This is a genomic window from Proteiniphilum acetatigenes DSM 18083, from assembly GCF_000380985.1.
GTDB lineage: Bacteria > Bacteroidota > Bacteroidia > Bacteroidales > Dysgonomonadaceae > Proteiniphilum > Proteiniphilum acetatigenes.
Genome location: NZ_KB905697.1, coordinates 229,902 through 250,987 on the forward strand (window position 1 = coordinate 229,902; position 21,086 = coordinate 250,987).

Consider the following 21,086-nt stretch of genomic DNA (forward strand, 5'->3'; position numbering starts at 1 on the left):
AAAAGTACGAAATTTTATTCTATTAAAAAAAATGCACCTATAAAATACACTTTTTTAGCAAAAATATCTTTTATTCTATCCATTTGAACCATTTTGTATCGTTATCCTTGCCTGCTTCTACCATAGTTTCCACAAACTGCATTCCCCTGACACCGTCATACACGTCAGGAAAATCGGTAATGAGACCTACTGGTACTTCTCCATTTCTTTTGGCCATCACAGTCAAAGCAAAATTCCGGTAAATATTGGCAAATGCTTCTATAAAACCTTCCGGATGTCCTGCAGGCGTTCTTGTATTCCATTTGGCGAGATCGCTCAGGAATTCGTTATTCCCCATATAAAGCTCTTGTGTAGGTCTATCGTCCCATCTAAGGATTAACCGGTTCGGATCCATCTGCCTCCATTCCAGTCCTCCTTTATCACCATACACACGAATACGGATATTATTGGCTTCACCAGTAGCTATCTGGGTAGCCATCAGCACACCGGTCACACCGTTTTCCAAACGCAGCAACGAAGCACCGTCATCATCTACCGGACGTCCCTCCACATAAGTCTGCAGATCGGCGCATACTTCCTGCACCTTCAGCCCCGTCATATATTCGGCCAAATGCCAGGCATGCGTGCCAATATCACCCATACATCCCGCTTTGCCGGTAGTGTTGGGATTTGTCCTCCATCCGGCGTTATTACCGCCCTGCAATTCTATACGTTGTGAGAGCCACCCCTGGGTATATTCCACATACACTTTCCTGAGTTTGCCTAACTCTCCGTTGGCAATCCGGGCTTTCGCCTCTTTGACAGCAGGATATCCCGAGTAGACGTGTGTGAGTGCCAGTACCAGACCGGTCTCCTCTACCTTTTCCCTTAGCTTCACCGCCTCTTCGAGGGAGAAGGTGATCGGTTTGTCAAGTACCACGTGAATGCCTCTCTCCAGTGCCATCATGGCCGGTTCAAAATGCCATTTGTTGGGGGTTACGATGGTCACAAAATCCATCCGTTCTTCTTCAGGCAGCTCCATTTCACGTTCAAACATTTCTTGGTAGTTGTCATAAATCCGATGATCCGGAAGAAAATATTCCCTTCCCGAACTTCTTGATATTTCCGGATTGGCACTGAAACAACCACAGACCAGTTCGATCAGGTTATCCATGAACGCCGCACGACGGTGTATAGCTCCGATAAAGGCATCGCTCCCACCGCCGACCATGCCCATTTTAAGTTTTTTATGCTTCATAATATCCGATATTATTATTTATTAGACTGTCCGAAAACAAAGATACAAAATTATTAGTAACAGCGTTAAGAATTGTTTTGAATCCTATTATATTTCCGGACAGTCTGAATCAGTTATCATTCCCCGTATCCCGGATTTTGGATAAGATTCTTATTTCTGTTTATCTCATCACGATGGATAGGTAAAAAGTAACATTTATTTTCCCATTTCCTCCCTTCCTGGGTAACAGGTACAACATCATACGTATAATTCCAACGCGATTCATCATGTGCATACCGCTCTTGTTTTCCTACGCCGGATTTTAACATAGCCGTTACACGGATTCCCGTCAGGCTGTTCAATCCGGGAGCTGACGGAGCGATCATCCAACGACGGACATCCCAGTAACGATGCTCTTCGAAATAAAAATTCAGTCTCCGCTCATTTTGATAAATCCTACGTAACTCAGTCTGATCGGATGTCGTAACATCCGGCATCCCTACGCTTTCACGCATCTGATTCAGGTATTCTTTGGCTTCGTCCAATTCTCCCAATTCAATACATGCTTCAATATAGTTCATATATACCTCCGAAAGACGGATAAACGGAAAGACAGCATTAATCTTATTACGGTGATCCCCAGCAGCAGGATTGATAAATTTTTTCAGATAATATCCGGTATAGGTAGCATTCCAGTTTTCACCACCACCTGTCCTTGTATCCATACCTGGGTATAAATCGTTTGAAGCAGGATCTAACTGATAATATCCTGTTTGGATGGTACCGGTAGGATCAGCCACGGCATAATCGGAGGGACGTTGTATCCATTGCATACCATCGTACATTACCGTAGCATAAAAACGGGGCTCCCTGTTTTTGTACGGAGCTGCTTTATGCTCAGGATTATTCCAGTCGAATTTGCTACCGTCTTCCATAGCAAAAGCATCTACAAAATCCTGTATCGGAGTATTACCGCCCCATGCATGATATCCGGAAGGGCCATTGAAAAGTGGCATTTTCGTTCCGCTTTCATCTTTGGTATCAATGAAGTAACGTGAGAAAATATGATCAGGACTATCTTTCAGGAAAAAAGACCAGATTGCATCGGCTTTTTCCTCTACAGACAAACCAGGTCCTCCGAAATCGGGGACAGCATGCCCCAACGGATTATCCATTAAGTCTTTTGCAGCAGTTTTCACAGCATTCCATCTCTCGGCCCTTGACCCTTTGGTATAAAACAACAACTCCTTATTGGGATAAGAATTAAAGATGGGCACTTTGGCTGTTGCCGTAGCTTCATCATGCAAATCGCTTGCCGCATCAGTCAGCACACGTACCCTCAGAGCTTTCACGGCAGCCAGTGTTGCACGTCCTTTTTGGGTATTGGCAAATGTTCTGTCTTTCAATAAATCAGCAGCTTCATCGAGATCACTTAAAATATGATCTATACAATCTGTGTATGAAGATCTGGGAATCAGAAAACTTTCAGGATCATCTGTCAGCTGGGTGACTCTTAACTGCAATGGAATGCCACCAAAAGCCCTGGTCAGACGGTGAAAGAAATAAGCACGTAAGAAATAGGCTTCCCCTTTCAATTGAACCTTATATCTTTCATCAAACTCTGCATTATCAATATTTTCTATAAAATCATTACAGGATCGGATATTCCTATAGAGCCTTGCCCATTGGTGTCCGCTCTGGGTCTTACCAAACCAACCAAGATTCACATCCGTTATTGCACCTGCATTGGTTTCACGAAATTCACGGCCATGGGTAAATAATGCTTCATCGGTAGCCGATGCTTGTAGCTCTTCAGTAAAACCCGCATCCTGGAAAGTAAAATAAATATCGAACATATAGGCCTCAGCCAAACTGCTTTCTTTCCAGATATCATCTGCTGTTATTTCCGTTTTGGGTTTGGTATCCATGAAGTCATGATCACATGCTACCAATACAAAAAGGAAAAAAGAAAACAAAAATATAATATTCTTTTTCATCTTTTGTAAAATTTAGAATGTTAATGAAAAACCAAGATTTATAACTCTCGATTGCGGATAATTGGTCGCATTCGCACTGGTACTTTCCGGATCGATCTCTTTAGACGGAGAGATGGTAAAAAGATTCACACCATTTACATATAAACGCATATGACTAAAGAACAGAGTTTTATCTACAATATGGCGTGGCAATGTATATCCCAATTCAATATTTTTTAATCTCAAATAATCCGTATTCACCATCCAGTAGGTATTGTTGGCTCCTGTCCCACTATCCCAGTAATATTTCTGACGTTCATGTACGCGGGGATGTTCACTGGTTGGATTATCGACCGACCAATGATTATCATAAACTCTTTTCGAGTAGTTTCCGATATCACCGGAATCAAAATAAACTTTTGTCCATGCGTCAGCAGCACCCTGAAACAAAATCGTCAGATCAAAGTTTTTGTATTGCATAAAAGCATTCAATCCATAAGTCCACTTGGGTTCGTTGGTTTTATCAAAACGTCTTCTATCGTCCGGAGTAATTTTCCCATCCCCATCTATATCTTTGAATTTCATATCTCCGGGTTGCAGGCTGGCATCATCGGTAATACCGTCATAATTCGGACGATTGGCAATATCATTAATTTCGGCCCAATCCTTAAAAACACCATCAAACTCATAATATAATCCGGTATTCATCGGATGTCCTGTTGATTTTTGCCATTCGGGTGCGCCGGCTGATTCATCCCAGAATTTAATGGTATTCTTGGCATAACCACCCGAAATACCGATATTATATTTGAAATCCTCTATATTATCTGACCATGAAATATTAAAATCAAAACCGGTATTGTCCACTTTACCAATATTTTCAGCAGGCAGCGTTAAACCGGCCGTTTCAGGAATAGAGGCATTTCTTCTCCACAGGATATTCGAACGTTTGTTGTAGAAATAGTCAAATTCAAAATACAAACGGTTTTTCAAAGTTTGTCCGTCAAAACCGATATTGAAATTATTTGCTCTTTCCCATGTAATTTTTTCGTTAGGGAACCTACTGATCCTGAGCCCTTTTACATCTTCATTATCTATGATATATCCCCACTCGTAATAATAAGTAGGAAGATATTGATATTCACGCAACTGATCATCATACCATACCTGATCATTCCCAAGTTGTCCCCATGAAGCCCTTAGCTTGAAATAATTTATAAAGGAAAGATTATTGCGCCAAAAATCCTCCTCAGAAATACGATAACCTAACAAGACTCCCGGGAAAAATCCAAACCGGTTTTCTTTTGGGAACATATATGATCCGTCATACCTCCATACAAATTCAGTAAGGTATTTTTCTTTATAATTATAGGAAAAACGTCCGAAATAATTCATACGGGCACGTTCCCAGTTATCATTCCATCCCCCGCTGGTTGCATTTTTTTCTTTATCACCTCCTGCATTGAAAATATCAAGAGCTGAAGATAAGAAATACCTTCTGTATCCTTCAAAAAAGGATTTGTCTCCGATTTCACTCTCAGCACCCAAAAGTGCATTCAGGGTATGATCTCCCAATGTTTTATCATAGCTGATAAATGTTCCCAATAACATATTTGTCTGATCAAAGTTATTCATTCTCAACGATGGATCAGGATGAGAAGGGTAACTCAATGCTTTTTCCAATTTTGGTGTTACGCCGTCAGCTTCATAGCTCTGATTATCCCAGGTATATAAATACCATGGTTTAAACCAACTTTTTGTCTGCCCGAATGCTTTATCATAAGATACGGAAGCCGTCAATTTCAGTCCTTCGATCCATGGCTGCGTCACCTCCACTCTTGCATTTGTCTGCACATAATATCTTTTGTCACGCGTATAACCGGTTTCATCGGTTACTGCAACAACCGGGTTGCGTCCGTATTCCTGTGCAGGCCCAGGCAAACCGTTAGGCCAATAGGCAGGATCTGTAGGACGGCCACGGGAAGTAAACCACAACAGATCGCCGGCGCCTTGACTGGGAAAATTCCTATTTTCCTGACGTCCTAACATATTTACAGACATATTTACCCAATCATTCAATTGCGCATCCAGATTAATACGCAAATTAAATTGTTCATAATTGTTTGCAGAGTTATGATATAAACCATCCTGGAATTTATATCCGAATGTAGAGAAATAGCTTAATTTCTCTGTACCACCCTCCAATGTCGCATTATGGACAGATGTGGGAGACCATGTTTTAAACGTCTCTTTAAACCAGTCTGTATTAGGATATCTCCATGGATCAGATCCGTCACGGTATTTCTGTATCTCTTCCGCTGTTTTCCATGGTTCACCCACTACATCCGGTATACCTGTTTTAGGATTCTGCAATCCATTATTTACGATCAACTCATTCCTGAGTTCCGCATATTCCGCGGCGTCGGCCATTTTCGGCAACTGTGTCGGCTGAGCCCATCCCTGGTTAAAAGAATAGGTTAACTGCGGTTTCTGACTTGTTTTACCTTTTTTTGTGGTAATAAGAATTACACCATTTGCCGCACGTGCTCCGTAAATAGCTGCGGAAGCATCTTTCAATACGGAAATACTTTCTATTTCATTAGGATCTAACCGGTCCAATCCTCCTGCCCTTGCGGCCACACCATCGATAACAACGAGAGGATCATTATTTCCAAGTGTATTTGATCCACGAATCCGAATAGTAGATCCGTCATATCCGGGTTCCCCCGATCTCTGGAAAGTGATCACACCCGGTAAGCGACCGGCTAGAGCATTTGATAAATTGGTAACAGGCGATTTAATCAGCTCTTCCCCTTTTATAGAAGATACCGATCCGGTTACCGTTTCCTTCTTTGAAACCCCGTATCCGACTACAATTAGTTCATCAATCAAATGAGTCTCTTCCGTTAGTGTTTGATCTATAATGGTCTGCGTACCGACAGTCACTTCCACGGTATTATACCCGATATACGAAAAAACGAGAATAGAATTCTCTCCCGGCACTTCCAATGAATATTGACCGTCAACATCCGTTACGGTTCCAATAGTAGTAGCAGCATTTTTCACTACTACATTCACTCCTATCAAGGGTTCCCCGTTCACATCGCTCACGGTTCCCCTTACGGTCTTTTGCGCTGATACGGAAGCCGTCAACAACACAAAAAACAGGAACATCAAAAATTTTGATAAATGTTGTTTCAATTTTGTTTTCATTTCATTTACAGTTAATGTTTCATTCATGCTTCAACGATTTAGATAATTTTAAGAATAATTTTTCAATGACAATTATTATATTCTTTTCCGGTTGAAAAGGTATCTGATCTATCTATCCATAGGCAAAAAAATTAATAAGGTATTATACAGATTTAGTCTTACCGTTTTCTCTGAACAGGGCAACAAACCCGATCAGGATGACAACAGCCATAGCAAAGGGTACGATCCAGACAGCAACCCAGTTGTATGCACCCTGGGCGGCAGTGTATTGATGTACTACGTTCCCGGCAACCAGTGTTCCCAGGTATTTCCCTACCCCATAAGTGGCAAAGGCAATCAGGCCCTGGGCCGAATTCCGTAGTGACGATGGAGCCTTTTCATCCACAAACAATTGTCCCGAAACAAAGAAGAAGGTGAAACAGAACCCGTGGAGCGGCAGTACGGCATAGATGAATCCGGTCTGTCCCGTATGAGCTCCCAGCGCAAAGAACCCGTACATCAGCACCCAACCCACAATAGCGGACACTATACTTCCCTTGTAACGTAACTTAAGGAATAGAAGAGGAAACGCAAAAAGGAAGATCACTTCGGCAACCTGACCCATGCTCATGGCTGCGGCAGCGTTATTGATCCCTACATTGACTATGAAAAGGTTGGTAAAAGAATCATAGAAAGCAAGGGGAATACAGGTCAATGCAGAGAATACCAGCAGTACCAGGAACGATTTATCTTTGGTAAGTTTAAAGGCATCGAACCCGAGTATTTGCCCGACAGTCACCTTTTCCGCACGCTTTTCAGGTGCCTTGTAGGGTAGCAAAAAAGCATACAACCCTGCCAGGAAAGAAATGCCGGCAGCGATAAGGAAAGGCGTTGACAATGGTTCCAGATTCATGGAACTGATAAGTATCCCGGAAATAATCCACCCGAACGACCCGAACAGCCGGATACGGGAGAATTCCTTCGACGGATCAGACAGGTTGTCAAAAGAGATGGAGTTGCACAGCGACATGGTCGGCATAAAGCAAATTGCATACAACAGCAAGACAGGAAAGAATAACGAAAAATTATTGATTTGTGTCAACCAGACTAATAATACTGCCCCCGTTATGTTTAAAAACGCCAGTACCCTGTTGGCGGAAAAGAACCCCCCAACCAGCATACCAACGATGACAGGAGATATAATGGCTGCGATGGCTGCCGTACTATACGCCAATCCGATCTGTACTCCCGTGAAATGAAGGGTCTGTCCCAGGTAAGTGCCCATGGTTACATACCATGATCCCTGAATAAAAAACTGAAAGAACATCATCAGGGAGAGTTGTGTTTTTTTATTTTTGTTTCCCATTATTAAATTTTATATCATTAATTATTTAATATTGCAAAGTCTCCTATAACCGGATCATTCATAAAAAAACATTCCCAGACAGTCGTAGCTAATGCTGTCTGGGAATGTTTTTTTATATGGAATAAAGGGAACCCGAGAAATATTATTAAAATATCTGTTATAGAGAAAGAAGAAAAGAATGATTGGAGATAAGGGTTCTAAGCTATATATGAAGGATTGCCCCCTCCCGTTAACTTTAATTAACACAAAAGAGGGGTTGAATTTATTCTTGCCTGTGTTTGTTCTCATTGACTACAATTTTATCATTATGGCATTAATATTCTTATTTTGGAGTAAGTAGTTTTGCTTTTTCTATAGCCTTACAAAGAGAAATAAAAAAAATTAAACAACAAACATATATAAAAACAAATTATAAAAATATTTAGTGTATAAAGAACACCTATAGATACCCTTTGCCTCCGATTGTAAAAGCGTTTTAATGATAACAAAACGTTCAGTGACCATCGGGTGTCTTTATTTCCAATGACTTTATTTGTTTTATAAGATTCTGGGGTTTTAGCCGTCTTGCTTTTTCTATTTCCATTAAACGATCAGGAAAGCGCTCCCGTACAGACTTAATATCTGTCATATATAAAGAGTCTTGTCCGTGATAACAGGCGTTTGTCGCCTGTTGAATAATAAAAGCCCCCAAGCTGTCAGGATATTGCTTCAATATGGCTTTCTGGAATTCATTACTCCGCCTGAAATTCTCCTTAGCCTCATCCAAACTTTCTTTGGCTGCCTGAAAAAGAGCCAATTGAAAAAGGTATTCACCTGTAATTGCCCCAAGCCGATCAGCTTCACTCTGTACGACTAAGGCTGAATCTAAATAACCCAACTCACATAACAGCTTCGATTTAAGACCGTAATAATCGGGATTCATACTATCAATAGATAAGGCATTATCCAGCAACTGAATGCATTTAAGGGTGCTATCCACATCGTAATCAGGAGCAAGTTCAAGTGCTTGCCGATAAAAAGCATCTGCTTCGGGATCTATCTGATGAGGAGTGATGTCTATCTTTGTTCCTGAACTACATCCCGCAAGATAGAAGAGACATGATATTAATAAAAGAAGGCTATATAATAATTTTCTCATCTCATCATCTGTTTAACTAAAACGAAAGGGAGGAAGGAGATTGATCTCCATTCCCTCCCGTTTAAAAATTGACTGTAAATATATTGGCCAGACTCACTCCGGAGCATACATTCTAAATTCCGCCATATTGAAGTATGTGGGAGCTGTACCTCCATTTGTTCCATTGACAATAAACCGGAAATACTTAAACGGCTCTTCCAACATAAGAAAAGCAGATTCATAGGTCGAGCCTGCTCCCGTCGGTAATCCCGAAGTGAGGTGAACCATTTCACTCCAAGTCTCCCCATCGGTACTTACCATAATGGATACATCGGTTGGTTTACCGTTCGAGTTATTCCTGTTTTGATACCAGAAAACGCATCCGGCAATCGGGTCATCCAATGTTACCTGAAGATAATGCGCCTCACTAATGCTATAAGACCAGGCGGAATGGAAGAATGATCCGGGATTACCGTCCAACAGATTGGCAATGGGTCCTTCATTAGGTTCCTGCGCATTGGTAGAAAGCATATCAACCCTCAATGGCAATTCCGCCAATACCATTCCCTGCTGTATAATGAGGAATGAAGCAGTATGGTCATAATTATCAGACGATTGGAAGGTTATACCGCCGTAACGTACATTCCGTCCAAAATTCTGGCTAATTTTAAAAGATACCATCTTCTCATCCGTACTTCCCGGAATGTCTGTGATAGCATCGACACTGATAAAGTCGGCAGTATCCGGGATCAGGATATGATCCAGTGCCATATTCGATTTCACCACGACAGAAGTAGTCGCTTCCGCTGCGGTAAAAGATTTCACGACACCCGTCCGTTCACCATCTACCAACAAGTAGGGAGAGTTACCAGCCTGGGTAACATTAATATAATAGGCTTGGTGTCCGTATTCAATGGTCACCCGGGCAAGACGAGGTGCAAAGGTATCATTATTTTCGGCGGTCATAGTCACCCGGCCCTCTTTCTTATCAACCGATAACCAGGCCGCATTGGAAGAGGTGGACCAGTCAGCTAATGCCACATTCGTCTCCACATTGGCGACTGACTCTCCACCTTCCACAGGGAGAAATACGGGAGCCAGGCTTTTATCGGGAACAATCAATGTTTTCACTTCGAAATCCGTCTGATAATCGGGTGCACAGGAATTGACTCCCAAAGCACTGATCAATATTCCGATTAATCCGAATAATACTATATTTTTTCTCATACGATTATTTTATTGTTTCATTTAACAATTATTATAACAAGTCAGTTCTTGGGCTATATTCCATACGTAAAATACCTTTCACTTCTCTATATGGGTCTGTTTCTCTTAATCTGTATTTATAGTGCAAGCGAAATTCTTTATAGTAGGTACTACGGCCATCAGGTGTTGAGATAATATTGATCAAAAACGTATTATCGTAAATATCGGTCGGCGTGAGCTGAACTACATCAATCGTTTTATAAGGTTCAATAGTCACGTGACGCGCCATCGGATTTTTTGATGTCTGCTCTCCCATTACTACCTTGATACTTCTTTCGTTGATACGATTCAAAGCGGTTTTATATTCTCCCATTTCCTCATCACCGGCCAACATCCTGACCGAATTTTCTCCTAAAGGAAACACCTGGTTAGAACTGGTAGGACGCCGTATTAAAGGATTATTCAAATCGAGGGTCGTTACAAAAGAAGAGGTGTAGTTATAAAAAACATTCCGCTGGGTAGTGGAGTATTCATTCGTTTTGAATATACGCAATAATACTTCATCCTTTCTGGGGTTGAACACATCCGTTTTCGTGGGGTCTATTTTGTAATTCAAGAAATAGATCGAATCAGGAGAAAGTTTATCCAGGTTGTTTAAATAAATGGGGAACTTTACCTGTGTTTCTCCTGCCGGAATCACTGCTTCCAAAGAAGGAATAGTATAACACTCCTCAGGAAGAAAGCGTGCATAACGATCTATTTCTATATCAAAGTTCGACTTATTATAGGCTTGGATCAGTGAATCGGCTTCCATAAGTGCTACCCTGAAATTTTGATCTGAGTTTCGCGTTCCACTTAATCCGGCTACCAGATAAATGGTATCACGGTCTTTACTCAGGTCCGCAACCTGCCTGTCATAAATCATTTGAGAGTTGCTCAACAGATTAATCTCATTTCTGTATTGCTCCTGTTCAAAATCATAAGAGTCACAGGCAACAACAGCAAATCCCAGCAATATACAGTAAATAATTTTTATATTATTCTTCATTGTAAAATCAGTTTAATAATTTTTTGATTCTAATAATTATCTATCCCAGCCGGGGTTCTGATCCATTGCAGGAACCTTTAACAACTCATCGTGCGGTATGGGTAATAATACCATCCTTGGAAGAGCAATACGATCACGAATGTTTTGCGTGTTAATGGTCACAATTTCAAAAAAACCTTCGTTATTGTTATTGTTCGTCCTGTCTCTCTCCACGTTAAGTCCTCGCCAGTTGGAGGAGTTGGCATCTTCATCTAAGTAAATTCCCCACCGGCGTGTATCGAAGAAGCGGTATCCTTCGTTGAACAGTTCCACCTGACGTTCATTCATAATTACTTTCTGGAACTCCTCCCTGCTTGCCAACTGGGCATCAGTAGCGCCAGGAAGTCCCGCGCGATAACGGATCATATTAAAATATTTAGCCATTTCAACTACATCACGCGTAATGGTAACCTGTTTTGTTTCGTTCCCTACCGGATCGAAATATTCCACCGTTTCCGAGCCTTCCACGTTATTCAATGCTTCTACATATTCTAATAACACTTCTGCATAACGAATAATCGGGAATGGTTTAGGATTGGTAACGAAAGCGGATTTCACATTTCCTTTACCATTTGCCCATGAATCATCCGGATGGATATATTTGGTAGGAGTATAACCGCTCACATTATAGTCATTGATATTATTTCCGGTTCCGGTAATACCGGATACGTCGTCATACGAAAACCAGAATTGTCTCCTTGCATACGATAGATCCTGGGAAGCGGAGTTCATAGGCCAATAAGATCCGGGGAAACCGATAGAAGCATAAAAACGCGCTTCACGGTTATTATACATCTTTGGCACATCAGCCATAAGAAGATAGGAACCCAATGTTTTTCCGCTGCCCCCAATGGTATTGGTCAATACCGGATCATAGGGATACTCATCTGAGGCATCATGAATGGTACGTCCGTCCATCATCAGGTAACTGTCAACCACCCGTTGGGGTACTGCCATACCACCCCAGCCCCCGAAATAAACAGGAAATGAATGACGCGTATAATTACTTACATTGGAGGAAGCCATTGCCCAGATAAATTCTTTGTTTGTCTGAATAATCCCTTCACCGTTAAACATATCATGGTAAGAACGTAAAGGATCAATCCCGCCGGCACCTTCCGGAAAAGGAGCAGTAGGCACATTTGATGCCAATGGATAAGGACTTTGAGGATCAGCATCAACCGTATGCAACTGATAATAGTTCATATCAATCACCGCCTTTGCTGCGGCAGCGGCAACAGCCCAACGGCGGGGATCGTACTCTTGATTCACATAAAACACACCGTCACTCTTTCGTTTCCAGGTACCGAAACTTCTACGAGCTGCATCGCCTCCATTAAACAAAGGGGAAGCCTGATAGAGACGTAACCGTGCAATCAGCGCCAGAGCCGCTCCTTTGGTAGGACGATCGGATAGGCTGATGGATTGCTGTGCCGCGGTAGGCAACACTTGTGCCGCTAAAGCGAATTCATTGCAAATGTAATCAATCGACTCATCATAGGTTGCACGTTCCCTGTCATAATATTCCGCCGATTCCGAATTAGGCAGCACTTCATCCCCCACAATCAGGCAGGGTCCCCAGTTCATCAACAGGTGATAGTAAGCATATCCTCGTAAGAAATGAACATACCCTCTATAAATCTGCTTTTCTCGAGTGGACATATCTCCTACCTTATCTACATTGGCCAGCATCGTGTTGCAGCGACGGATTACACGGTACATTCGGTACCATATATTCATCGTACCGGGTACATTCCTTTCGTTGATCTCCCCTACGGTAAACAGGACACCGGGAAATTCACCTGTCCGCCACCGGGTAGTGATTTCATCGGATGCCATCTGCCCAAGGTTCCAGGAATTTCCCCAAATTGCTCCCGGATCGGGAAAATCTTTCGGTGTATTCCATAAATATCCATCCGCATTCTTCATACTGTTGAAAATAGAGTCTTCCCTGAAAGTATCTTCAAAATAGGTATCGACATCCAGAAAATTACAGGAACTAAGCATCATGCTTGCAATTCCAACCACCACTATTATTAATTTTAGTAAGATCTTCATATATAGTAATTATTAAAAGTTAAGATATAATTGAAGTGTATAGGACGTAGGAATGGGGTATACACCTCCGTTATAAGTCGCCTGCTCCGGGTCGAAATACTTTACCTTATCAATAGTAAACAGGTTATTAGCCACAAATTCGAGATCGAGCGATTGTAATCCAAGCATTTTGATCCAGGAATAATTATCCAATTTGTATCTCATACTCACCTCTTGCAGTCTGATATACGAACCATCCCGCTTCCAGAAAGTCGAAAGTTGTGAGTTATTCTCGTTTTGACCGTAAGAGAGGCGAGGGAATTCAGCGTTTGGATTTTCGGTTTCAGTGGTACCGGAATACCATGCCGGTGTCCATCTGTTGGCAGGATTATTTGCCAGCTTGAGTACATTTCCTAATTCACCGTTATAAAACGGTATCCATCCCGGAGCATTTAACCCAAAATTATCGATATACATTCCTGCACGATAATATTCAACTTTGGCAGCCCCCTTAAACAAAAAAGCAAAAGTGAACTTCTTATAGCGGAAGTCGGCCCCCGCACCATACATCACACGTGGCACCTGATTACCGTAAGAGAGAGGCACCTTGTCATCTTCATTGATGATCCCGTCGCCATTTACGTCACGGTATTTTATATCACCGGGACGTACCCTGCCGAATCCACTCTGGTCGGGACTTGTTTCAATCTCTTCCCGATCTTTGAAAAGCCCTTCTGATATATACCCCCGGATAATTCCGTACGGCTTTCCCGTCACACTCATATAATCGTACGGCAGTTTATTTTCTTCGAAATAGTCGATAATATTTTGAGAGAATGTATAATTAGCCCGCACACTGAAATCCATATCTTTATTGATAGAATGGAAATAGGACACATTACCATCCGAACCGTAACTATGCATACTTCCCACATTAGATTGCGGAGTGGTTACCAATCCCAGATAGCTGGGCAGGGTAACACGGGGCATAAAGATATTGTCACGCTGATCACGGAATACATCCACCACAAATTTCAGATTATCATTGAGAAAGTTGACCTCAACACCGAGATTGGCTTTTTTTGACACCTCCCACTTCAGATTATCAGCACCTTGCTGTACTTCAACAATACCAGCTCCCCGATACCCCCAGTAACTCCCGGCTCGATTATCTATCAGTGTGAGATAGGGGAAACGGGCTGCACCCGCTATCTGGTCATTCCCTGCTAATCCGTACGATCCGCGAAACTTCAGGAAAGAAAGTATCGGAACATTGTCTTGCACCCATTTATAAGATGTAGGTACCCACCCAAGGGCAAGGGAGGGGAAAAACCCAAAACGCCGTCCGGCCTCAAACTGTGATGAACCGGTATAACCGAAGTTTCCATCGATAAAATAGGTATTATTATATCCGTAAGAGAGACGCCCCGAAACATTCTGTCGGCGAGCGGGAATAGAGCTTATCCCTAAGTTGTCAGAAAAATCTCTCCACCGTGTATCCGACACATCTTCCATATAGTAATACACCAATGCACCAAGGTCGTGGCTACCAAAAGAACGTGACCAATCAGCTTTTGCCTCACCATAATATTTTCTCCACAAGTCACTAAAATTTCCGTAAAAAAGTGCCGTTTCGGTTATGCGTAGCGATTTAATAAGATTTCCCTTTGCATCGCGACCGGAAGCACGATACATATTAGGCCATAAACGTCGATACTCCGTAAAGAAGTTCTCATAGTCAGCCATTACCTGTGCCGACAGGGTCAATCCCTCAAAAAAACCTTTCACCTGTTGTGTCAGACTCAGTGTGATCATATTCCGCGAATTATTATTCCGTGTATAGCCGCTATAGTTGAGTGAGGTGTATGGGGACGACAAGTCATATGTACCATACGTAGGGAGGGTACCATCTGCATATTTCACCGGAAACATTACCGGAGTAAGTTGCCGGACGGCACTCCACAAGGTGTTGGTATTTTCCGATCCGGGTAACGTATGGTCAGTTATATTTCCGTCCACCCCAAAATAAAGTTTGGTAAGCGGGGTTAAATTCATATCAATATTGGCGCGATAGGTCAGTTTATTATATGCAACGGGTTTTTTGAATTTAGACTCTTCCTGTTTATAAGCAGCATATTCCTGTTGAGCACCGACAGAAACGAAGTAATTGGCCAGGTCTCCTCCACCCCTTGCGCTTACATAATAACGCTGTTGCATGGAGGTTTTTTTCATAATCTCATCGATCCAGTTGACATCGGGGTACAATTCAGGATCAAGCCCCGAACGGATCACATCCAGATCGAGACGGGTATAGAGGTCGGGGTCTCCCGACATGGCTCTCGCTTCATTTGCCAATTTAGCGTAGTCATAAGCGCCCAAGTACTCGGGCAAACGTCTGAGTTGATTTACCTGAAGGGTGGCTCGTCCGGTGATTTGCAGTTTTCCTGATGCTCCACGTTTGGTAGTTACAATAACTACACCATTGGCTCCACGCACACCATAAACAGCAGTAGCGGCAGCATCTTTCAATATCTGAAATGACTCCACATCATCGGGATCCACATCCTGAAGTCGTCCTTCAAGGCCATCTATTAATACCAATGCTCCGGAATTTGCTCCGAAAGTACCAATACCACGGATCCAGAAGTTGGAAATATTCTTCCCGGGCTCACCCGAGAGTGTCATCGACATCACACCGGCTACCCTACCACCTAACATATTATTAAGAGATACGGCCGGAGTTTTCAGTTCATCCACATTAACACTGGTGATAGCACCTACTACCGATACCTTTTTTTGTGACGTTAATCCGGTAATGACCACTTCATCCAGTTGTTGCGCATCGTCTTCCATGATAATCTCCAAATCATTCCTACTCTCATCGACGAATACCTCCACTGTTGTCATACCAATCATTTGAAAAACCACCGTTTCTCTGAGGCCGACTCTCAACTGAAATTTACCATCCACATCCGAAGTTGTTCCCACACCGGGCACATTCTTTATGTATATGGACACCCCGGGAAGCGGGGTACCGGAAGCATCCTTCACAACACCTGTGATTTCCAGGTTCCTGTTTACACTACTCTGGGCATAACTTACCAGAGGAAACAAAGCTACCAAAAGTAGAATGACACATATTAATTTCTTCTTCATATCAATTATATCTAAGAATTATTCTATGGAAAGTTTACGGATAACTTTATTTTTATGGTCGGCCACATACACGATACTACCGTCAGCATTCACTGCAACACCGGTCGGAAAATAGAACTTCGCCAATTCAGGTCCCCCATCCCTGAATCCGGGACTTTGTGGTAATCCGATAGCCGTATTCACGGTGGCTTTATCCTTCGGTACGGTAGTATCGATCACACGGATACAATGATTACCGGTATCGGCAATATAAAGCTTACCATCCGCCGTAAAACAAATCTGTTTAGGCGCATAAAAGCGAGCACTTTCGAGCAATCCGTCCTCCCATCCCCTGCCATTTACAGGCCCGTCAACGATAGATTTTCCTGCATAATACTCACCCTTATAGGTTTCAATATCTTTATCGCCCAGTTGCGATACATCCACCCGTCCGATTATATTGTAATCTTCCATACAGAAATAGAGCATGTTGGGCTCCAAAGGAGAGAAAATACAATAAGTATTACTACCAATATCCCCTCTTGCATTAGGAATATCGGGGAGGACTTTCCTCAGTAATAATTCAACGTTACGGGTAGAAGGGTTAAAACGCACGAGTTGTCCTTTCCACATCACGGAATAGATCATGTGATCAACTTCGTTTGCCACAAATGAATATTTCCAATTCCCTTCAATAACATCTTTGGTATCGGAACCGGTGATCAGCGAGCGACGACGAGGAGCATAGCTCAAACTTTTAGGTAATTGATAATAATATAATCCAGCATCCTCAGGCATATAAACAGACTCATTTCCATCCTCTCCCGAGAAAGTAGGGGCATTGACACTACTGGTACCATATGCGATTACCGTAACTGTCTGGCCTTTCGTATCGGCAATCACAAGATTGCTGCTTACGCCCTCTCCTTTTTCATTTTTTGCTCCCTGACTGCTTCCCGATTGGTAATTAAACCCTCGCTCAGCAATAAAAATATTATCTTCATCATCCAGTACAATAGCATGGGGGGCTGAAAGCGTTGCGGCTGAAAAATCTCCTCCGACTGTAGGCATTCCATCGTTGTCTGTCTCCGGTTTCCCTACAACAGTACTTACCGTAGTTTGTGTTTTATACAAAAATAGATCCTCCGCCACTCCGGAAATTGTTTTCCCGTCTTTTTGCATGCGTTCCACAATAATTTTCATCTTACGTAAGAAAGTCAATTTGGGAACCATGGCGTAAATCTTTTGCCCATTTGAGCCTACCAATCCTGCCTGATGCTTTACTCCCAGTGAATCTTGAAAATACACTTTCAGCCCTGTCGTATCACTTCCAAAATTATGCCCTTCAATAATAATCGGCGTGGCAATACCTCCCGAATCAGGATAAAATTCTGTCACTTCTATAGGTTTTGACGGATCAAATGGTTGATATTCCGTCTGATTTTTTTCTTCACAAGAAATTAAGAAACCTATAAGAATGAGGATTCCCGATAAAAGAAAAAAATAACTTTTCATTTGACTTACAGTTGTTAATTTATTCATATTTTAATGATTTAAAGAATCTTACAAAGACATTGGCATAATACTCACATTATAAAATTGAAAAGTTGTTTATTTTTATATTTGAATATTTATCATACTGAGTTATACTTTTTATTTTCCCTGAACAGCCCAACAAACCCGATCAGGATGACAACAGCCATAACAAAAGGCACAATCCAGACAGCAACCCAGTTGTATGCACCCTGGGCTGTAGTGTATTGATGTACTACGTTCCCGGCAACCAGTGTTCCCAGGTATTTCCCTACTCCATAAGTGGCAAAGGCAATCAGTCCCTGTGCCGAATTCCGTAATGATGATGGAGCCTTTTCATCTACAAACAATTGCCCCGAAACAAAGAAGAACGTGAAACAGAACCCGTGGAGCGGCAGTACGGCATAGATGAATCCGGTCTGTCCCGTATGAGCTCCCAGCGCAAAGAACCCGTACATCAGCACCCAGGCGACAATAGCGGACACTATACTTCCCTTGTAACGCAACTTAAGGAATAGAAGAGGAAACGCAAAAAGGAAGATCACTTCGGCAACCTGACCCATGCTCATGGCTGCGGCAGCGTTATTGATCCCTACATTGACTATGAAAAGGTTGGTAAAAGAATCGTAGAAAGCAAGTGGAATACAGGTCAGAGCCGAGAACACCAGCAATACCAGGAACGATTTATCTTTGGTAAGTTTAAAGGCATCGAACCCGAGTATTTGCCCGACAGTCACCTTTTCCGCACGCTTTTCAGGCGCCTTGTAGGGCAGAAGGAAAGCATACAAGCCGGCCAGGAAAGATGCACCCACACTAAGGAAAGGCGTTGACAATGGTTCCAGATTCATGGAACTGATAAGTATCCCGGAAATAATCCACCCGAAAGACCCGAACAGCCGGATGCGGGAGAATTCCTTCGACGGCTCCAGCAGGTTGTCAAAAGAGATGGAGTTGCACAGCGACATGGTCGGCATAAAGCAAATTGTATATAACAACAACACAGGAAAGAATAACGAAAAATTATTAATTTGTGTCAACCAGACTAATAATACTGCCCCCGTTATGTTTAAAAACGCCAGTACCCTGTTGGCGGAAAAGAACCCCCCAACCAGCATACCTACGATGACAGGAGATATAATGGCTGCGATGGCTGCCGTACTATACGCCAATCCGATCTGTACTCCCGTGAAATGAAGGGTTTGTCCCAGGTAAGTGCCCATGGTTACATACCATGATCCCTGAATAAAAAACTGAAAGAACATCATCAGGGAGAGTTGTGTTTTCTTATTATTGTTTCCCATTATCAAATCTTTTATCATAGAACTTTAAAAAACCTCTTAAACAAATTACATACAAAAAACAAGCATTATCCAAACAGCAATTTGGATAGCTTTAGGTACTAGTGAAATATTTTTTGTATAGAGTAGAAAAAGTTCGACAAATATTAAGAAAAGATTTGTCTCCAAAAGGAAAAGAAAAAAATAAGGAATAGACGTTTTGTCTTCCAGGTAAATATCTGGTTAAAAGTATATTAAGAGCTAAATAAGGATCAAATAAGGAGAATGCCCCCCCCCCCCGTTAACATAAGTTAACAAACCAGGGGTGGTAAACTGGTTATCTATTATACTTGTTCTCATCGAATAAGATTTCATTATTACGGTATTATAAACTTTTATTTCATGTATGAGTGGAAAATTCTCACCTCACAAAGAAAATAAAAAAAAATTAAACAATAAAAATATATAGAAATAAGTTATGAAACTATTTCAACTATAAATAACACAAATAAAATATTATTAGCATCCATAAAAACACTCCGAAATATATTTAACTTTCTTTATCTGAAGAATTATAAGTAAACAGGCACCTGACCTGATAAACGGATATACTCGTCAAATGAACGATGAACACAGTCTTCCAAGGATAGGCCGTAAAAATAATTTCCCAGCATAAAAACCGAATCATTCGAGCGCACATTTTCAATCTGTCGCGCCATATTCCTATGCTGCATTCTCAGTGAAGGTAGTATATGTGAAGTGAACTTTGTTTCCACGATATCCTCCCGACTAATCCCGAGCACTTTGCATGCAAGATCGGACATACGCTCAGGATCCTGTTGATGTTGCCCGTAATGAAAAGAGAAACCACGCAGGGCGGGGTGATCGACACCATCCCGGGATACGGCCGAAAAGAAATCATCCGTAACAGGGATAATGCCGGCGACTCTTTGCACCGGTAAATGATCTTTCCTAACGACTACATTCAATGTTCCGGATTCAACCATGGGAATAGTATATAGTAGCTTCGCCATCTCCGGTTCTATTTCCCGTAACAAGCGCGAGACGACGTGTGGGGAGGTAGCAAATGCGATGCGTTTACCCAGGAAGCGATTCCCTTTACGGGTGGTAACGGAATAAGTCCTATTATCGTATCGCACTTCGGAGACTTCTTCATCCTTTAAATGATTGAAACCACTCGTCTGGACAATGTGTGCCAATAAAGACGAAAGTCCCCGCTCAAAGGTGAATTTCCGTGGGAATTGTTTCAATCGCTCTTTCCGCCCCTTCAGGAAAAGTTCGGCCGGATAATCATCCGCTTTCTGGCAGATAACTGCCCTGAACATGTTTGAAAATAAACGATCATAATTTTTCGAGCCGACTATCGGCCTGAAATATTCCCGTACTGTTTTTCCACTTTTAGATGTAAAAAAGAGACGTGGACCATGCATAACTAAGGAAGGTACCGATACCTTGCTCATCACATTATTTATTTTCCCGTCGGCATAAAGCATATACTTATATCCTTCCAAAGGCCGGATATATTGTTCAATATGCAGATCCATGACCATCGATAACAGACGGGTATAGGAATTATAGCAGGTATGCGCTCCCAACTCCGACCAGAAATACGGATCATGGGAAGATATATGGGTCTGTATCTGCCCTCCGAGACGCTGTTCTTTCTCGAGAAGGAGTATATCATCACCGCGTTCCTGCAGCTTATGGGCGAAAGAGATACCGCTTATGCCCCCGCCGATAACGATACAGTCATATAAATGAGTGGGATTTCCGTTTGTTTCCATGCGACAAAATAACATGAAAAATCTCGTATTTCCAAGCGTGTAAAATGAAAATCTTTTTTACAGAGGACCGATACGGTTTTTTCAAACAGGTCAATATCACTAGATATAGTGATTGTAGAATAAGATTTTCCGTCCTATC

12 protein-coding genes are annotated in these 21,086 nt (G+C 42.1%); all 12 read right to left on the minus strand.

Annotation, left to right across the window (positions count from 1 at the left end):
- Nucleotides 1-70 precede the first annotated feature (70 nt).
- The 12 genes from F597_RS0111295 to F597_RS0111355 all read right to left on the minus strand — a co-directional run bounded on the left by F597_RS0111295 (nt 71) and on the right by F597_RS0111355 (nt 20,947).
- A complete protein-coding gene (locus F597_RS0111295; RefSeq protein ID WP_026327370.1) occupies nt 71-1,237 on the minus strand; it encodes a Gfo/Idh/MocA family protein in 1,167 nt (388 codons plus the stop codon).
- 116 nt (nt 1,238-1,353) lie between these two features.
- A complete protein-coding gene (locus F597_RS0111300) occupies nt 1,354-3,213 on the minus strand; it encodes a RagB/SusD family nutrient uptake outer membrane protein (protein ID WP_019539854.1) in 1,860 nt (619 codons plus the stop codon).
- Nucleotides 3,214-3,225: 12 nt separating this feature from the next.
- The gene (locus F597_RS0111305; RefSeq protein WP_019539855.1) at nt 3,226-6,432 is read right to left on the minus strand and encodes a SusC/RagA family TonB-linked outer membrane protein; all 3,207 of its coding nucleotides are present in this window, start codon (nt 6,430-6,432) and stop codon (nt 3,226-3,228) included.
- A gap of 115 nt (nt 6,433-6,547) precedes the next feature.
- Nucleotides 6,548-7,750 carry an MFS transporter gene (locus F597_RS0111310; protein ID WP_019539856.1) on the minus strand — a complete coding sequence of 401 codons (1,203 nt, stop codon included), beginning with the start codon at nt 7,748-7,750 and terminating at the stop codon, nt 6,548-6,550.
- Between the two features lie 493 nt (nt 7,751-8,243).
- Entirely contained in the window at nt 8,244-8,888 is a 645-nt protein-coding gene (locus F597_RS0111320) for a hypothetical protein (RefSeq protein ID WP_019539858.1), read from the minus strand.
- A gap of 93 nt (nt 8,889-8,981) precedes the next feature.
- Nucleotides 8,982-10,094 (minus strand): discoidin domain-containing protein, encoded by a 1,113-nt coding sequence (locus F597_RS21645; protein WP_019539859.1) that lies wholly within the window; start codon nt 10,092-10,094, stop codon nt 8,982-8,984.
- 31 nt (nt 10,095-10,125) lie between these two features.
- Entirely contained in the window at nt 10,126-11,121 is a 996-nt protein-coding gene (locus tag F597_RS0111330; RefSeq protein ID WP_019539860.1) for a BT_3044 domain-containing protein, read from the minus strand.
- 36 nt (nt 11,122-11,157) lie between these two features.
- A complete protein-coding gene (locus F597_RS0111335; RefSeq protein ID WP_026327371.1) occupies nt 11,158-13,218 on the minus strand; it encodes a RagB/SusD family nutrient uptake outer membrane protein in 2,061 nt (686 codons plus the stop codon).
- A 12-nt stretch (nt 13,219-13,230) separates the two neighbouring features.
- Nucleotides 13,231-16,353 carry a SusC/RagA family TonB-linked outer membrane protein gene (locus tag F597_RS0111340; protein WP_019539862.1) on the minus strand — a complete coding sequence of 1,041 codons (3,123 nt, stop codon included), beginning with the start codon at nt 16,351-16,353 and terminating at the stop codon, nt 13,231-13,233.
- An 18-nt stretch (nt 16,354-16,371) separates the two neighbouring features.
- On the minus strand, nt 16,372-17,874 hold the full coding sequence (locus tag F597_RS0111345) for a hypothetical protein (protein WP_245542029.1): 1,503 nt from the start codon (nt 17,872-17,874) through the stop codon (nt 16,372-16,374).
- 92 nt (nt 17,875-17,966) lie between these two features.
- On the minus strand, nt 17,967-19,166 hold the full coding sequence (locus F597_RS0111350; protein ID WP_019539864.1) for an MFS transporter: 1,200 nt from the start codon (nt 19,164-19,166) through the stop codon (nt 17,967-17,969).
- Nucleotides 19,167-19,714: 548 nt separating this feature from the next.
- Complete coding sequence (locus tag F597_RS0111355; RefSeq protein ID WP_019539865.1) at nt 19,715-20,947, minus strand: FAD-dependent oxidoreductase; 1,233 nt, start codon at nt 20,945-20,947, stop codon at nt 19,715-19,717.
- Nucleotides 20,948-21,086 lie beyond the last annotated feature (139 nt).

Excerpts from the sequence above, each read along its gene's own strand:
- F597_RS0111355 (WP_019539865.1), bottom strand. The coding sequence starts at position 20,947 with ATGGAAACAAACGGAAATCCCACTCATTTATATGACTGTATCGTTATC.
- F597_RS0111330 (WP_019539860.1), bottom strand. The coding sequence starts at position 11,121 with ATGAAGAATAATATAAAAATTATTTACTGTATATTGCTGGGATTTGCT.
- F597_RS0111295 (WP_026327370.1), bottom strand. The coding sequence starts at position 1,237 with ATGAAGCATAAAAAACTTAAAATGGGCATGGTCGGCGGTGGGAGCGAT.
- F597_RS0111345 (WP_245542029.1), bottom strand. The coding sequence starts at position 17,874 with ATGAATAAATTAACAACTGTAAGTCAAATGAAAAGTTATTTTTTTCTT.
- F597_RS21645 (WP_019539859.1), bottom strand. The coding sequence starts at position 10,094 with ATGAGAAAAAATATAGTATTATTCGGATTAATCGGAATATTGATCAGT.
- F597_RS0111320 (WP_019539858.1), bottom strand. The coding sequence starts at position 8,888 with ATGAGAAAATTATTATATAGCCTTCTTTTATTAATATCATGTCTCTTC.
- F597_RS0111350 (WP_019539864.1), bottom strand. The coding sequence starts at position 19,166 with ATGGGAAACAATAATAAGAAAACACAACTCTCCCTGATGATGTTCTTT.
- F597_RS0111335 (WP_026327371.1), bottom strand. The coding sequence starts at position 13,218 with ATGAAGATCTTACTAAAATTAATAATAGTGGTGGTTGGAATTGCAAGC.
- F597_RS0111310 (WP_019539856.1), bottom strand. The coding sequence starts at position 7,750 with ATGGGAAACAAAAATAAAAAAACACAACTCTCCCTGATGATGTTCTTT.
- F597_RS0111340 (WP_019539862.1), bottom strand. The coding sequence starts at position 16,353 with ATGAAGAAGAAATTAATATGTGTCATTCTACTTTTGGTAGCTTTGTTT.
- F597_RS0111305 (WP_019539855.1), bottom strand. The coding sequence starts at position 6,432 with ATGAATGAAACATTAACTGTAAATGAAATGAAAACAAAATTGAAACAA.
- F597_RS0111300 (WP_019539854.1), bottom strand. The coding sequence starts at position 3,213 with ATGAAAAAGAATATTATATTTTTGTTTTCTTTTTTCCTTTTTGTATTG.